The 15,334-nt window shown below is 63.2% G+C and carries 10 protein-coding genes; 3 read left to right on the top strand and 7 right to left on the bottom strand.

The genetic code is table 11. The annotated features are described in order from the left end of the window. Positions 1-41: 41 nt before the first annotated feature. The 3 genes from AC1DGE_RS09565 to AC1DGE_RS09555 all read right to left on the bottom strand — a co-directional run bounded on the left by AC1DGE_RS09565 (position 42) and on the right by AC1DGE_RS09555 (position 2,440). Positions 42-623, bottom strand: a complete 582-nt coding sequence (locus tag AC1DGE_RS09565) for a TerD family protein (protein WP_476909181.1) — start codon at positions 621-623, stop codon at positions 42-44. A 63-nt stretch (positions 624-686) separates the two neighbouring features. Further along, positions 687-1,277: a TerD family protein gene (locus tag AC1DGE_RS09560; RefSeq protein WP_476909182.1), complete on the bottom strand. Its 591-nt coding sequence runs from the start codon at positions 1,275-1,277 to the stop codon at positions 687-689. Between the two features lie 56 nt (positions 1,278-1,333). Beyond that, on the bottom strand, positions 1,334-2,440 hold the full coding sequence (locus AC1DGE_RS09555) for a DUF475 domain-containing protein (protein WP_476909183.1): 1,107 nt from the start codon (positions 2,438-2,440) through the stop codon (positions 1,334-1,336). 840 nt (positions 2,441-3,280) lie between these two features. Between AC1DGE_RS09555 and AC1DGE_RS09550 the strand changes: the two genes are divergently transcribed. Beyond that, entirely contained in the window at positions 3,281-4,078 is a 798-nt protein-coding gene (locus AC1DGE_RS09550) for a VWA domain-containing protein (protein ID WP_476909184.1), read from the top strand. 390 nt (positions 4,079-4,468) lie between these two features. Here AC1DGE_RS09550 and AC1DGE_RS09545 read toward each other — a convergent pair whose 3' ends face one another. Continuing rightward, positions 4,469-6,049, bottom strand: coding sequence for an ADP-ribosylglycohydrolase family protein (locus tag AC1DGE_RS09545; protein WP_476917362.1), 1,581 nt, complete (start codon positions 6,047-6,049; stop codon positions 4,469-4,471). Then, entirely contained in the window at positions 6,046-7,005 is a 960-nt protein-coding gene (locus tag AC1DGE_RS09540) for an ARPP-1 family domain-containing protein (RefSeq protein WP_476917361.1), read from the bottom strand. Before AC1DGE_RS09540 ends, AC1DGE_RS09545 begins: the two co-directional genes overlap by 4 nt. A 93-nt stretch (positions 7,006-7,098) precedes the next feature. Between AC1DGE_RS09540 and AC1DGE_RS09535 the strand changes: the two genes are divergently transcribed. Both AC1DGE_RS09535 and AC1DGE_RS09530 read left to right on the top strand, forming a co-directional pair. Continuing rightward, positions 7,099-7,770 carry an NUDIX hydrolase gene (locus AC1DGE_RS09535; protein ID WP_476917360.1) on the top strand — a complete coding sequence of 224 codons (672 nt, stop codon included), beginning with the start codon at positions 7,099-7,101 and terminating at the stop codon, positions 7,768-7,770. 422 nt (positions 7,771-8,192) lie between these two features. Then, positions 8,193-11,558 (top strand): DEAD/DEAH box helicase, encoded by a 3,366-nt coding sequence (locus tag AC1DGE_RS09530; RefSeq protein ID WP_476917359.1) that lies wholly within the window; start codon positions 8,193-8,195, stop codon positions 11,556-11,558. On the opposite strand, the gene AC1DGE_RS09525 is transcribed toward AC1DGE_RS09530, so the two are convergent. Both AC1DGE_RS09525 and AC1DGE_RS09520 read right to left on the bottom strand, forming a co-directional pair. After that, on the bottom strand, positions 11,551-13,200 hold the full coding sequence (locus AC1DGE_RS09525) for an Hsp70 family protein (RefSeq protein ID WP_476917358.1): 1,650 nt from the start codon (positions 13,198-13,200) through the stop codon (positions 11,551-11,553). The genes AC1DGE_RS09530 and AC1DGE_RS09525 overlap by 8 nt on opposite strands. Positions 13,201-13,208: 8 nt before the next feature. Then, on the bottom strand, positions 13,209-15,263 hold the full coding sequence (locus tag AC1DGE_RS09520) for a hypothetical protein (protein WP_476917357.1): 2,055 nt from the start codon (positions 15,261-15,263) through the stop codon (positions 13,209-13,211). Positions 15,264-15,334: the final 71 nt, after the last annotated feature.

Genomic DNA, 15,334 nt, shown 5'->3' with positions numbered 1-15,334 from the left:
TAAATGGTGGTCCGAGGGCCCGGCGGCGCCGGGCCTCGGACCTAATCCAGGACGATGCCGAAGTCCGTGGCCACGCCGCGGAGGCCTGAGGCGTATCCCTGCCCCACAGCACGGAACTTCCACTCGCTGCCGTTCCGATAGATCTCGGCGAAAATCATGCACGTTTCCGCTGCAGCGTCTTCGGTGAGGTCGTAGCGGACGACCTCATTGTCTGTCTCCTGGTTCACGACGCGGCAGAAGGCATCGCGCACCTGGCCGAAGTTCTGGCGGCGCGCTTCGGCCTGGTCGATGGAAACAACGATGACGATCTTCGCGATGTCTGCGGCGACGGCGTCGAGGTCGATCAGGATTTGCTCATCGTCGCCTTCGCCCTCACCCGTGCGGTTGTCGCCTTGGTGCACGATCGAGCCGTCCTTGGAGGACAACTGGTTGTAGAAGATGAAGTCGTCGTTGGAACGCACCTTGCCGTCGGCGCGGACCAGGAGCGCCGAGGCGTCGAGGTCGAACTGCTCGCCGGCAGTGCTTCGCGGATCCCATCCCAGACCGATCATGGCCTTGCGGAGCCCGGGATCGGCTTTGGTCAACGAGAGGTTACTGCCCTTGCTAAGAGTGAGGCTAGACAAGAGGTACTCCTTAAAATTCGGTGTGTACGTTGAGTTGCGCTGGGGAGCGCTGTTTCGATCAGGCTAAAGGGCCGCGGCAGCGGCGCCGCGGACGTCGCCGGGCGTACGTCCATTGGCCGGCGTGCCAATGGCTTGGAAGTTCCAGATGTTCCCGTTTCGCGAAAGCTTGGACATCACCATCGCGGTGTACCGTCCCGATTCGGTGAGGTCGTAGCGGGCGACCTCGGGGCTGCCTGCCGCGGAGTCATCGATAACGCGGCAGAACGCGTTCTGGACCATGTCGAAGGTCTGCTGGCTGTAGCTGGTGATGACGAACACGATGTGCGCGACGGCCGGTGACACGTTCGGCAGGTTGACCATGAGGGTTTCGTCGTCGCCCTCGCCTTCGCCCGTCAGGTTGTCTCCGGTGTGTCGGATGGAGCCGTCTTTGCTGGTGAGCTGGTTGAAGAACACCGTGTCGAGGTGCTGGCTCTGGGCGTCAAACAGGATGGCCGATGCGTCAAGGTCGATCTCCACTGTCTTGGTCCCGCCGAAGAATCCCTTTTTCGCGGGGACCGCGGAGTCCCAGCCGAGGCCAAGACGGACGTTCGTCATTGAATCGCCGTTCTGCTTCGTCAGTGACAAGGACTGGCCCTTTTGCAAACTCAAACCCATTGAATTACTCGCTTTCCTAGTGGTGACTGTACTTTTCGGCTGTGGTGCCCGGGGCTCTAGTTGTTCGCGGGCTCGAGGGATTGGGCCTGCTCGGCGGCGAGGGCCCTCTTGTTGCGTCGCACCGAGCCGATAAATGCGGCCCCGATAAATACGACGCCGATGAGACCCGTAACGATTTCGTTGACGGGCACGACGATCGTGACTAGCAGGATGACTGCCAGGGCACCGATGGCCCAGTGTGCGCCGTGGTCCAGGTACTCGAATTCGTCCAGCGTTCCCTGGCGAACCAGGAAGACAGTGAGGGAGCGGACGAACATGGCGCCAATGAACCCCAGTCCGAGGGCAATGATGATGGGGTCGGAGGTGATGGCGAAGGCTCCGATGACACCGTCGAAGGAGAAGGAGGCGTCGATGACTTCCAGGTAGAGGAAGAGCATCAGGGCGGCCTTGCCGGCCACCTGGGCTGCACCGGAGGGGCCTGAGTGGACGACGAGATCGGCGTCCGCCGCGTCGACGTCGCCGTCTTCGTCGACGTCGAACAGATTGCCAAGGCCGTTCACCAGGAAGTACGTGATCATGCCGAGCAGGCCGGCGAGCAGGACGATGCCCTGCTTCTCACCGGAGACAGCGCCGGCGATGGCCAGCGCCACCATGCCGATGATCAAGGATGCGCCTTCGAGCTTGCCCAGCCGGGCGAGCGGGATCTCGAGGAACTTGATCCACTTGATATCGCGGTGGGCCAGGATGAAGTCCAGGAACAGCATCAGTAGGAACATTCCGCCGAAGGCCGCAATCTGCGGGTGGGCTTCGTGGAGCAGGTATCCGTAAGTGCCCGGGGTGTGCGGATCGCCCTTCTCCATGGCGAGGCTGACGGCTTCGACCGGGTTCAGGTTGGCGGTGACGCCCACGATCAGCAGTGGGAAGAGGATTCGCATCCCGAAGACGGCGATGATGATGCCCACGCTGAGGAACATTTTCTGCCAGAACGGGTTCATCCGCTCAAGGATTCGTGCGTTGACGACGGCGTTGTCGAAGCTGAGGCTGATTTCAAGGATGCCCAGTATGAGGCAAAGGATCAGTGCTTGGGGTCCGCCGTAGAGAAAGGCGACCACCAACGCGATGGCGGTGACGGCAAATGACCACCCGAATGTCTTGAGGAACACGCTGGAACAACTCCTGGAACGAAGGGTCCTAGCCGGGCAACGCCGGCAGGACGGCAGAAAACGTCCCGGAAGTTATCCCCCAAGACTTCGTGGCAACAGCATATAACCACGCACAGACTCTTTGTCCTGAGACGGGAGGGCGTTGCCTGATTGTGATGGTGCGTGTCCCAGCCGGCTTCGTGCCCGCCGGCACAGATGGATTTCGACGCCGCCCGGGTGCCTGCGCGGTTATCCAAAGTATGCCGGGCGGTGCCTGCAGAGGTGATGAGTCGGCGCCCGAAGCAAAAATTTTCAAGTCGAGTGCGCCACCAGAAGGTTGCCCGTACGCTATCTTGTCGAAAGAGCACTGCAGAGTGGGACCGTGAAAGAACTTGTGGGGGACAAGATGACCGAATTCAGCGTGGCGGTGCAGGAAGTTGCCGCCATGAATTCGACGGAAAGCACGAAATTCAGCCCTGATCAATGGGGCGATTTGCGTTGCTGGACTAGTCGTTACGATTGGCACTCTCGCCTCCGCATCGAAATCAGGAGGCTCCTACTTTGTATTCTGGGGTGCGATCGTTTTCGGTCTCTATGGGCGTGTCCGAGCCCTTATCCGTTATGCGCGCGCGGCGGATGAGGCGGCGTCCCTTGTCGCCGTGCATAGCCGACTAAACGGTCACTAACCAGAGGCCGTCGCGGTGCATCGTGTGCAGAGCAGCGCGCCAGCTGCTTGACGGGATGGCACTGCTCCGGCTCGGCTGCTCGCAGTTCGACGTCATCGATGGACAACGCCCCCGGAGAGGGGCCGACCGCGTCATCCGCAATTTAGGCAATACTCACCAACAAAAGGACTCGAACATGGCACTTTCCCTCGACAAGATCAGCGAGCAGGCCCCCGGTCTGCTTTCATTGGCCAAAACGGCAGTGCAGGCTGTCGATCACTCGGGCCTGAATGGGCAGAAGGCCAAGGTCGCCCTCGCCCTGGACTTCTCGGGCTCCATGGGCAGGGTCTACCGCTCGGGGGCCATGCAGCGCTTGGTAGAAAAGTCGCTGGCCTTGGCAACCCAGTTCGACGACGACGGAGCTATCGACTTCTTTGTCTTCGATTCCACGGCGGCATATTTGGGCGAGATCAGTATCGATGACTTCGCTGGGTCTGTGGATCGTCTAACCAAGGGCCGGAGCATGGGCAGCACGAATTACGCAGACGCGTTCCTGACGATTCGAAACCACTTTGGTTTCGCGCCGACAGGGGGCGCTGTGTCGGTTCCCCGGCAAAAGAGGGGCTTTTTCGGATTTGGAAAGGCACATCCCGCTGCAATCGCCCCGGCGGTAGAGGCGTCGAAGACGCCCGCAGATATTCCTGTGTACGTCTTGTTCTTGACTGACGGCGCCCCGGACAACCAGTCGAAGGCGGTCCGTGCTTTGACTGAAGTCTCGACGGCCCCCATCTTCTGGAAGTTCCTCTCCATCGGCCGGGAGTCGATGGTCTTCTTGGAGAAGCTGGATACGCTCACGGATCGATTTATGGACAACGCCAACTACGAGCCCATTGGCGATGTCGACGCCATCAGCGACGCGGACCTGTTCAAGAAGATGCTGACGGAATTCCCGGACTGGCTCAAGGAAGCCCGCGCAAAGAACCTCATCCAGTAGCACTTCCAACGGTTGGCCAGATGGCTTGATTAAACCGATGGAGAGGCAAAAGGGCCGTTGACGTTTCCGTGGGAAATGTCAACGGCCCCTCCTATTACTGATTCTGTTGCGGGCGCCCAGACTGTGTTTCTCGGCTTACTTGTGTGCGCCGCCGGTGTGCCCGCATCGTCCGCATTTCCGTGGCTTGATTGGACTTAGCTTTGCCATAAGGCGGAGGCCGGACGTGGCCGCCACGAATGTTGCTGCGCCGTGCCCCGTCTTTGAGAGAAGCGATGCGTTACAGCGCGTGCAGTCAGGACATTTCTTGGCCAAAGTTGTTTTCCTAAGGTCGATGTGAGTGTTTAGCAGAGCCTAGCGCCGCAGGGTCGTTTGACCGGGCATCGGCCGCTTTCAATTTCCCCGTGAGTGCAAAACGGGCTTTGGCCCCGGCGCGTCTAGTTCCTCAACTCTGATCAACGGAGTTGTATGAATTACGCAGCTTAGCGTAGTTTGATCATTCCTCAGCAACCCCAAGAACAACCTATTGGGACTAGCCCCGGGCAGCACCCGCCGCACATCCTCAAGCGCCTCCAACGGGGTGATCCCCGCGACCTTGGCCCCATACAGCGCCGCCACGTTCGGTGTCCGGGATTCGGCCCGGACGCAGTGCAGCAACACCGTCTTGCCTTCGGCGCGGAACCGCTCGACGGCGGCCGCTGCGTCGCGCAGTACGAACGCGGCGTGCGCGTTGTCCTCCTCGGCAGGGGAGTCGACCACCCAGAACGTGGCGTGATACTCCGCCGGCACGCCGGTCAGATCACAAGTCCCCAGCCGGCACAGCGACACCACTGCGTCGATCCCCAACTCGGCCACCCGTGAAAGGGAGCCGACGCCGCCCAGCCAGACGCCGTCGTCGTGCGGGTGCTGGACCAAGGCGTCGGTGCGGCCCCACATGCTGTAGTCCTGGTGCCCGGCGCGGGGCCAGGCTGCGGGCCGGCGGCCCTCGCCCCGTCCCAGCTCCATGCCGAGCATCATGAGATCGCGCGCCCGGAGACCGGGCCAGCCATGCAGGCGCCGCCGCCATTCGAACGGCACCGCCGTGTAGCCGAAGGCGGCCCCCAACAGTCCGCCCGCGATGGCGGCGACGGTGTCGGTGTCCCGGCCGCCGCGCACCGCTTCCTCCAGCGCCGCCCGCAGGTGGGCCGGGCCCGAGGCGGTCAGGCCCGCGAAGTGGATGGCGCTCCAGGCGCCCTGGAACGCCTCGACCACCCAGCCGTTGCGGGTGAAGTCCCGCGGACGGGACCGCTCGGCCACCTCGATCCGCTCCAGCCACACTGCGGCCCGCTCGGCGGACAGCAGCGGCAGACCGGCCCGCACATTGAGCCGCCCGGTCAGCACTGCCCCCCGGATGGCCACACACCAGAGCCCGCAGGCCTCCTGCGCATCGGGGTCGGCATGGGTCAGCGCGCTGAGAGTCCCCGCCGCCGCCATCAACGACGCCGGATCCCGGTCCAGGTACGCCAGAGCCAGCGGCGCGGTGCGCATCAGCGAGCCGTTGCCGGCGCTGCGGCCGGTGCGGGCATGGAAGTCCGCGGCGGCGGCACTGAAATCGGCAGCATCGACGTCGCGTCTGCCCGCAGCGATAGCGAGCCGGCGGGCGGCGGCGATCACGGAGCTGGTCTGGGCGCCCACGTCCTTGGCCTCGGCCGCCCATGCCGTCCAGGCCCGGACCACCATGGTGAGCGCCGCAGGGGAGGAGGGCCCGGCGTCGGACGAAGCCTCGAGCAGCGCCTGGGCGATCGGAACGGCCATGGAGGTGTCGTCGGTCCACTCGGCCGGCGCGAACCCGAACGGTCCGCCGCCTTTCATGGTCACCTCGGCGCCGTCCGGCAGCGGCGCGCCGAACTCGTAGCCGGCGCCGAGGGCGTCACCGGCGGCCAGGGCGACGAGGACGCCGGCCGCGCGGTCATTCTGCAAGGGGGTTAGTTTCATGCCATCTCCATCAGGGGGTGTTGGGTGTTCCAGCCGGTCAGGTGGGCCAGCTGGGGGCGGCGCGTGGGAAGTTCGACGGCGATGCCGGCGGCGGACATAGTGCCGGCGGCACGGGCGATGTTGCGGCTCCGGAGCGAGCCATGGGTCCGGACCTCGACGGCCGCGGCGTCGCCGTCGAACGTTCCGAAGTCCATCGACTGGACGTGGGCGGCGAAGTCGCGGGCCCGCTGGCCCGGCATGGGACCGGAGGCCAGCGCCTGGGGTGAGAGGAGCTCCAGATCCAGCAGCACGGAGTCGATCAACTGGCGGTAGTGCCGGCGGAACAGCGTGCCGGTGCCGAAGACTTCAAGGAGCAGCGGCTGCGTCCCCAGCCCGATCACGACGCCGCGCTGGCCCTCCAGCGGTGCCGGGGCAGCGGTGGCGTCGAAGCGGTTGTGCGCGTTGTCCTTGAACAGGTCCATGTGGTCCAGCAAGGAGCTGGTCACCGACGCGCCGCGGGCCGCGTCGAAGCGGCTGACTCGCTCCCAGATCCGTTCCTGCCGGTCGCCGCCGCGGCGGCCGTCGAGGTTGTTGGCCAGTTCGGACCAGACGTTCAGTGGTGCGCGCCGTGCCTGCCGGCGGTGGCTGGACTGGCCGGCTTCCCAGCGGCCGGCCTCGACGCAGAAGGTGTCGATGTCGCGGGTTTCGCCGGGGCCCAGGACGACGTCGCGGGCGCAGGTCCGGTGCTGCTGGCCGCCCTCGAGCAGCTCGCCTTCCAGCAGCAGCGCCGGGTGCGGGCCGTTGTTGGTGACGGTGAGCCGGGCGACCTGGGGGCCGCTGGCGAGTTCGGTCACGGCGACGTCGGCGTGGGTGCCGGTGCTGATGCCGAGGCTGCCGGAGCCGGAGGTCCAGATGGGGAAGATGCTGAGCGGGCCGAGCGTGCTGCCGGCGCCGACGTGGAGCTGGGGGACTTTCATGGGAACCTCCGGTTGATTTAGATCAGTTCTGCGCTAATTGACTTCAGTATGCACGGCTTGCATCTTTAGCGCAATACTGCAATAAATAATCCTGTGAAGGATTCCCAGAACGGCCCCGGAACGTCCCTGCTCGACTACCCGCGCCCCTCGGTGGCGGTGGATACGGCGGTGTTGACGGTGGCGGACGGTTCCGTCTGCGTTCTGCTGGTGCGGCGCGCGGAGGGTCATCAGCACGGGCGGTGGGCGCTGCCCGGCACCTTCCTGCGGGACCGCGAGACCCTGGCGAACGCGGTGCTGCGTTGCCTGCGCGAGAAGGCTGGGATCTCCGGGCGGGTGCCGCGCCAGCTGCAGGTCTTCGACGACCCGGCGCGCGACGACCGCGGCTGGGTGCTGTCGGTGGCGCACGTGGACGTGGTGCCGCTGGCAGCCCTGGGGGAGGCGCTGAAGTCCGACGGCGTCCGGCTGGCCTCCGTGACCGGCGAACCGGAGCTAATCGCCGGGCTTCCATACGGGCACTCGGACATTGTCGCGAAGGCGGTGGAGTGGCTGCGGGTTGCCTATGTGGAGATGCCGGACCCGGGGGCGCTGCTGGCCGAACCGTTCACGCTGAAGGACCTGCGGGAGCTGCATGAGACGGTGGCGGGCTCGACATTGATGCGGGATACGTTCCGGCGGTTCATGGAGCCGAAGCTGAAGGGTACCGGGCAGATGTCCGACGGGACCCGGGGGAGGCCGTCGCGGTTGTGGGCGCGGGGCGAGGCTTGAGTACGCGACGTGCTGGGGTCCGCAATTGTAAAACCCGGAGAAGTGGCACGCGCGCGGGTATTGTCGCTTTGTGCCATTTAGTTCCGGGGAGCCACTAGTTTCTCTCGACGATGACCCGTTGGTCTTGGAATCGGCAGATATTTTCTCTTGCGAGCAGGAGAAAATATCGCTACTGAGTCACATATTGGCGGATTATGTTGACCTGATGGGCAGCCTACGCCCTCCCAAGAACGAAAAAATACATGAGAAGACAACACAGGTCTCGCAGGTGGCCATAGTTGTAACCAGTTCCAAGTACGGTGGGACATATTTACGGGCAACAGCGCGGGCGATGTGCACACCCACTAGTCTGATGAAGGTTTTTTGCGTTGGCGGTAGCGCCAGTTGGGGGATTCAAATGGTCCTGGGGAGGTCGGCGTCTCATGTCGATGGATGACCTGGTCTATCGAGGGCTGAAATCTGGGCTTGCTTGGCTGAAGGAGATCGGGGCCCAGCGGGTCCTCGTTCGAGGCGAACTAGCGACGCTGGACGTCGAAGAGCTGGAGGCGCTCGACGCCGACGTCCGTCAGCTCCCGCCCGGATATTCCGGCGGCAATCTCGGCAATCTCTTCAACGGTGTGTACGGGGTCTACCGCAAGGGTCGATGGGAAGCCCTCGTCATCCGTGGAGAGGGCCAAGAAAGGCCAAATGTGACCGCCCGCCATCGATTCACTGCGGACGGGGGGATGCGTCACCTCGCAGAGGCTCGAGAAGACCTGGTTGAGCAGTGGGAGGACGGTCTGCCCTTCATCGGCACAAGTTCATTCGCGCCCGAGGACGTCGTAAAAGTGCTTGGGCGCGATCGCATTGGTCGGGTGCGGCGGATAACTCGCACGGGCGCGGGCTACGTGATTGACGTGAGCATCGACGGGGAGCTTCACCACGTCGCGCCCGAGTCCCTCCAGAAGGTGGATGGAGACCCACGCGACCCAGCGTTCTGGGTATCCTCGGTACCCGCTACGGCACGGGAGATCGCAATGACACTGACGTGGACGAAGTTGCGCGAGCCGCTCTCGAACACCCTGTACTCCTACCGAGCGACAAAAACGGTCTTTCGTGCCTACCAGTTCATCCCTGCGCTCAAGATCCTCAACTCTCCGACCGGGCGGCTACTTCTGGCGGACGAGGTGGGCCTCGGAAAGACGATCGAGGCGGGACTGGTGTGGAGCGAGCTGGAGCAAAGGTCACCGCTTCGTCGCACGCTTGTGGTCACGCCTTCGTCCTTGACTCACAAATGGCGCATGGAGATGAGCCGGCGTTTCGATCGTGACCTCGAGGTTATTAAGCCTCGCAAGCTGGCTGACCTCGCCGAAGATCTCCTGGCCGGTCGGGACCCTGAAATCCACGCGATCATCTCGGTGGAGTCCCTCCGCAGTGCCAGCGACGTGCTCGAGCAGCTGACCCGGATCCGACCGAGATTTGATCTGGTCATCGTCGACGAGGCCCATGTGTTGCGCAATGCCGGAACGAGGTCGAACCTGCTAGGCGGGTTGCTGTCCGATTGGGCCGATCACTTGTTGTTCTTGTCGGCCACCCCCATTAACTTGCGCTCTGAGGACCTGTACAACCTGCTGACTCTGCTCGACGACGGCATGTTCCAGGACTCCCAAATCTTCCATATGCAGCTCGAGCCGAATAAGCACCTCAACGCGATCGAACGCGGCATATCTCACGGCTCGTCCGGCTCAGCATTGCGCCACCACCTTCGGGCCATCGAGACACTGCCCTTCGGCCGCGCCGTCGCTGACCGCCCGGACTACGCACGCTTAGAGGAGCTCCTTGACACCGCTGCACCTCTGGAAGCGGGCCAACGGGCCGAAGTCAAACGCCTCGTTTCCGAGCTGAACACCTTGAGTGGCGTGCTCTCAAGGACTCGGAAGGTGGACGTACCTGACGCCAAGGCAGTACGCGAACCTCATCAGGTAGTCGTGAACTGGTCGCCGGACGAGAAGGACTTCTACGACCGCGTCGTCGACCACTGCATGTCCCGGGCCCGCGCACACGGAACGCCACCCGGCTTCGCCATGCAGATGCCGCTGCGCCAAGTCGCGAGCTGCCTGCCCGCCATGCAGGAGCGACTCTCTGCCAACGCTGACCGGTTTGCGCGCTCGGTGGAGGATTACGACGAGGAGTACGGCGAAGAGGACCTGGCGGAAATGCGCGAGGACTGTACGTCCTTCGAGTGGCATGGCGAGGACTCGAAGTTTGAAGCCCTGCTGGAGAAGCTCACGCACTTGCGCGAACAAGGCTTGCGTCAGGCACTGATCTTCTCCACCTTTCGGGGGACCATCGCGTACTTGGCAGAACGCCTTAGTTCAAACTTCAGGGTGAAGCAGCTCCACGGCGGTATTCCCATGCTGGAACGCCAGCCCATCATCGATGCCTTTCGGGACGGGGAATTCGACCTCCTTATTGCGAGCGAGGTGGCATCGGAGGGTCTGGACTTCGAGTTCTGCAACGTACTGGTGAACTACGACCTGCCCTGGAACCCCATGCGAGTCGAGCAGCGAATCGGGCGTTTGGACCGATTCGGCCAAAAGCACGAGAAGATCCTTATCCTCAATATGCACGTGCCGGGGACCATCGAGTCCGACATCTTGGAACGCCTGTACACCCGAATTGGCGTATTCCAGAACTCCATTGGAGACCTCGAACCGATCCTCAGGGACGACTTCCGTGACTTGGCTAACCAAATCCTTGATCCGCGCCTGGACGACTCCCAGCGAAGGCAGCGCGGGGAAGAAATCGCAACGGCTATGGAGACGAGGGCGGCGAACCTTCGGCGCCTGAATGAGGAGCGCGGTACTCTGTCCACGATTGATGGGATGCAGGTCGAGGGCCTCTCGGAATCAGGGCCAGCCGACGGGCGCTACGTCGGAACCACTGAAGTGCGCACCCTCATTGAGCACATACTGCGAGTCACTGGAGGAAAGCTCGAGAAGTCGGAGCATCCCGGCATCCTGCTGTTGCGGGGAAGCAATGAGCTCTCCGACCTCATCCATCGCTTTCGAGGCACCCAGGGAGCGAGCCGTCGGTCAGCGATATTGTTCCAAGGCCGTATCAGCAACGGAGAACCAATCGAAGTGACCTTCGACGCCGACCTGGCAAGCACGAGAGACGTGGAACTCCTATCTCTCCGACATCCCATCGTTGACGTGGCACTGCACCAACTGGAACACGACAGGCTCGGGTTGCATCGTTATGGCATAGGCAGGCTTGCAACGCTGCCGTCCGGTTCTCGCTATGCCGTCACGGTGGACTTGGTAGCGTCGACCGGGGTGAGGCCGACCAAGGAATTGTGGTCAACGGCGATCGATATCCGGACCGGGGCCGTTGCGCCAGACGTGGGCATTCAGTTGCTGGAGGCCGTGGCGAACGGATCGCTGGAAGAAGCTACTGGAACCACACCAACGCCAATGGAGCCCTTCCTCACATCGCTCAAGGAGGCCAGTTGGGCTCGACACCTTGGGGAGGAGTCACACAGACGTTCGGACAACGAGGTGTTGGTAAGGACCCGCCTAGACGCACGCAAAGCGAGTCTTCAGGTCAAGATCCATAAGGCGAGAGCCACGTTGGAGGTCGTTAAGGAGCGAGAACGCGATCCGAGAGTCATCCGGATGGCAGAAGGTCGCATCCGAAATCTCGGTCAAGACCTCGAGCAGCTTGAAGCCGAGCTGGAGGGACAACGGGCCTTCTCAATGAGCCGCAGGGCGGTCGCAGTGATTGAGGTCGTCGGTCCGGCTACTTGACGTCCCAGTCACGGCGTTCCATTGGCTGCCAGTCCGGGTCCTTGACAGGAAGGGCAAGGCGGGCGAAACCCCCCGTGAGCACCGGCCAGCGCGTGACGCGGAATGACTGACTCGTTCCGCGGCCATCTGTGATGTTGACGTGCCCCTCGGGGGATAGGTCGAAGCGGACACCATCATGGCCGAAGGCAACTTTCAATCCAGGCACGTCGGTTTCCTTGTGCCTCAGATCAACAGGCGTTCCGTCCATCGCATAGACAGCGAGGCGGCCGTAGCCAAGTGTTGGCAATGATCGAGCTGAATCGCGATTGACCGCGGTGGCGCCGTGTGGCCACTCGTACCTGAGCCGGTCCCGGCTCTGCGCTTGCCACCATTCGTAGAGCTTCGTGTGCGCTCGGTAGAGCGGCACACGGGTCAGGTCCCCGCCTCCGGCCGAGAACTCGAGCACGAAGTCGAAGGCGGGACGATGCAGGTTCACTTGCTCGTAGGAAGTGCTCTCGGCAAGCCCCGCAACTATCGCCTCCCGCGCACCGTTCCTGCCAGGGAAGGTGTGGAGCTTGGCAGCGGGGAGCTTCCTGCTGAGGAACTTTTCCACAGCGGAGGCGCGGCTCATGCCCCCGGCAAGGAGAACGTGATGAACGTTCGAGGTGAGGCTCTCCTCCGAAATCTGGCGCAGGGCAGATGTGACCGCACCGTCGGCACGGGTCAGGTATGAAGCGCGCAGGGTCGAGAGGATCAGGTTCCAGGCGCGTTCCAGTTGCGGACGCATGGCGTCCTCCAGCTGCTCGCGGGTGTAGTGCAGGCTAGGCAGGTTGCCGCCCTGATAGCCGACATGCACCTGCGTCTCGTGGTGTGTCGAGAGGTCAACCTTCGCCTCAGCTGCCGCGCGCATCAGGTAAGCCCTCGCGAGATCAGCGTCGGGCAACGTCTCGAGCTCGATCCCTTGGTCGCGGAGAGCGATCTCCAGGTCAGCGGCGATCGTTCCGTCGAGCACGTCACCGGCCTCGTTGAGGCCATCTGAGGCGAGGACGTATATTTCCGGATCCCTCAGCGGACCCGTCGTGACGTCAAGGACGGCGACGTCGAGCGTGCCTCCGCCCATGTCGAACACGAGCACGCGCTCTTCGTCGAAGTACGCCCTCTGTTGCGTTCGCTGCCCGATCCAGTTCAGTCCAGCGGCGATCGGCTCGTCAATCAGAGTCGAGGGGCCGACGCTGAAGCCCGCCATCTCGGCGAGGCCGAGCAACCGTTCACGCTGATCGCCGTCCCACATTGCAGGGCATCCGAGCCGCGTGACTCCTTTATCGGAGATCGGGAGCCGATCAGCGCGGGCACGGTTCGCGATCTCGCGAAGGACCGCGCCGATGACCTCGTCGGCGTCGCGTTCTATGGAACCGTCCGCACTTCGGGCGACTACCGCGCGTCCGGTGATGCAACGCTTGACTGAAGTGATCAGAGCGGCGGGATTGTGCGTGAGCGCGTCCTCGCCGACCACCAAGGCGTCACCGCAGACCGCAGCCGCCGAGGGCATCCACGATTCGGCGTGACCGATCGGGACCACCGTTGGTCTGCCCGCCGGCAGGCTTTCCGCGATCAGCGTCGTGCTCGTGCCAAAGTCGACACCCAGATACTGCTCTCGAGCCACTCCCACTCCTAATAGGTTCGTTCAACGAGGGCGCGCACGAGAACGATCTCATCGGCCCCCTCGCCCCATGTATATCCGATGCCGGTGACAGTCACGGGTGTCTTGGGCAGTGGCGGCTCCCCTATGACATCGTGACGCTGTGGGTCATAAGGCTCCGTCCGGCCTGGGACCCCCGACGGAGTCAGTCCCTCACGTGCGGCCATCCGTCCTACCCGCTCCCGGATGCGCTGCGCGGACTGACTGTCGGCAGCCCCGTCGACGTACGCGCAGAGCTCCGCAAAGGCGCGCATGACGTCGATCCGGATCTGGCGAGACTGAGATTCGCGAAGCTCGTTGGTGTTCGCGGCGGCCTCGCCAAGTTGTGCCTCCACGCGGTGCCGCCGGGCATCACTCAACCGCACGGCTTCCTGGGCCTTGCCGAGAAGCTCCGTCATTTCCGTCGCCTGGCGAGTGAGAGCCTCTGCTTGGTGAGCAAGCTCGGTTATCCGAGTCTCATTCCTGAGGCCCACAAGCCAGGCCCGGCCAATGTTGTCATCCCGTAGTACTCGGTCGAAAGCTAGCTGAACGGCGCTTTCATCCATGAGGCGAGCAAGTGCAGTAGGGGCGGCGAGTGACGTAAGCAGCTGACGCCTCGTGGTGGCTGACGCAAGCCGCTTGACCACCAAGGGCTTGACTACGGCGGACGCTATGGCGTCGCTCTCGAGCGCGCTGGCCAGTGGCGTGGTGGCCACCGCGGCCAGATCGTCAAACTCCACTCCACGCCACCACATTGCGTCTGAGAGATTTGCTGGATGATTGCGCCAGATCCAAGCCAGAACGCGTGCCCTTGGGCCGTCAGCATCCAGCGGAACGGAGGTGAGCCGCCGAGCAACGGCAGACTTGTCTTGTAGCGCGAGATTCTTCCAGGAATTCTGGTCCATCGCGCCTATGACGGTCGCCAGAAGCTCGGCGACCCACGCAGCCTTCTTGGCAGCATCCTTTGGCGTCTCCACCTCTTGGGTAGCACGAAGGACAGTATCCAGGCTGAGGAGACCAACCGATGGCGAGCTCAACAGCCTCCGAATCAGGAAGTCCTTGGCGCGCCTTAGGTCCTGGACTCTGGCAGACGCCGGCTCAAGACCGCGCAACTCTGCCTCTGCCGCATCGATTAGAGCGGCCGCACCCTCGGGCCCCGCCAATTGCACCGCGTCAATTGCGTTGATCGTCTTGCTTTCCCGCGGTAGGGCCTGCAGGATCAATGCCGCTCGACCGAGCGCCGGAACGGCCGCCTTAAGGGCATCATCGGACAGCGAGTCCAAAGCGATTCCAGCTGCCAAAGGATTGCGCAGGGCACTCTCCAGTAGCCTAAGCCAGTTCTCAGGCAGTTGGCCTGAGACCGAAGTCGCGTGGACGAGTTCGACAGCCGGGTGGACCAGGCCGCCGTCGGCGCTGTGTGCGCTGCCTCGGACCTCGCCCCGGATTTCTGAATCCATTGTCCTGCCGACAGCGCCATCGGCGCCCTGTGGAGCAGCGTCACCGCCCCGCTCGGCATTTCGGGCGTCGGGTTCCGTCGCCACAGTGTTCTCTTCTTTGGCTGTCCATCCCCGCGATTGGGCGGTTATGTCAGCCGACACTGCATCGAGCGGGGCCTGCCCCACCCAGGTGTACCGGAGGCTCGCACCCTTACCCGACGCCTTGACATTCTCGTTAGCCTCAAAAGTCTGGCGAGCCCGCTTCCACAAGGCGCTGACATCACCGGTGAAGACCTCTTCGACACTCGCGATGAGGTCTTTGCTCGACATCGGCTTCGATGAGTCGAGAAGAGCGAACGCGAAAGCCTGGGCGGGGGAGGAACGCGCGAGCTCTGAGGCGCCAGCCGGATCGACGTACTTTCGGTGGCGTAGCCCGCCAGCCACGGTGCAAAGTAGCATGTGGTCCCCATCAATACCGAGCCGGACATCATCTGTTGACCCGTCACTCCAATGAACAGTGACCTCAACATTCCTGCGGTCGACGATGAGTCCCTCTCGACGGACCGCCCGAGATTTCCTATCGAGGTCCACGACCACCTGAGGCACTTTCACCCGCGTATTGTATCCACAGCACCGGCTTCAACCAGACACCATGGAGGGAGCGAGGAGGTATATACGCAAGA

This window comes from Arthrobacter sp. 05N425 (assembly GCF_056397125.1).
Note: the sequence above shows the minus strand (reverse complement) of the source record. Positions and strands in the feature narration are given on the sequence as shown.

What these genes read in the sequence shown, in the direction of transcription:
- AC1DGE_RS09560 (WP_476909182.1), bottom strand. Translation starts at nt 1,277, where the DNA reads ATGGGTTTGAGTTTGCAAAAGGGCCAGTCCTTGTCACTGACGAAGCAG.
- AC1DGE_RS09550 (WP_476909184.1), top strand. Translation starts at nt 3,281, where the DNA reads ATGGCACTTTCCCTCGACAAGATCAGCGAGCAGGCCCCCGGTCTGCTT.
- AC1DGE_RS09545 (WP_476917362.1), bottom strand. Translation starts at nt 6,049, where the DNA reads ATGAAACTAACCCCCTTGCAGAATGACCGCGCGGCCGGCGTCCTCGTC.
- AC1DGE_RS09540 (WP_476917361.1), bottom strand. Translation starts at nt 7,005, where the DNA reads ATGAAAGTCCCCCAGCTCCACGTCGGCGCCGGCAGCACGCTCGGCCCG.
- AC1DGE_RS09530 (WP_476917359.1), top strand. Translation starts at nt 8,193, where the DNA reads ATGTCGATGGATGACCTGGTCTATCGAGGGCTGAAATCTGGGCTTGCT.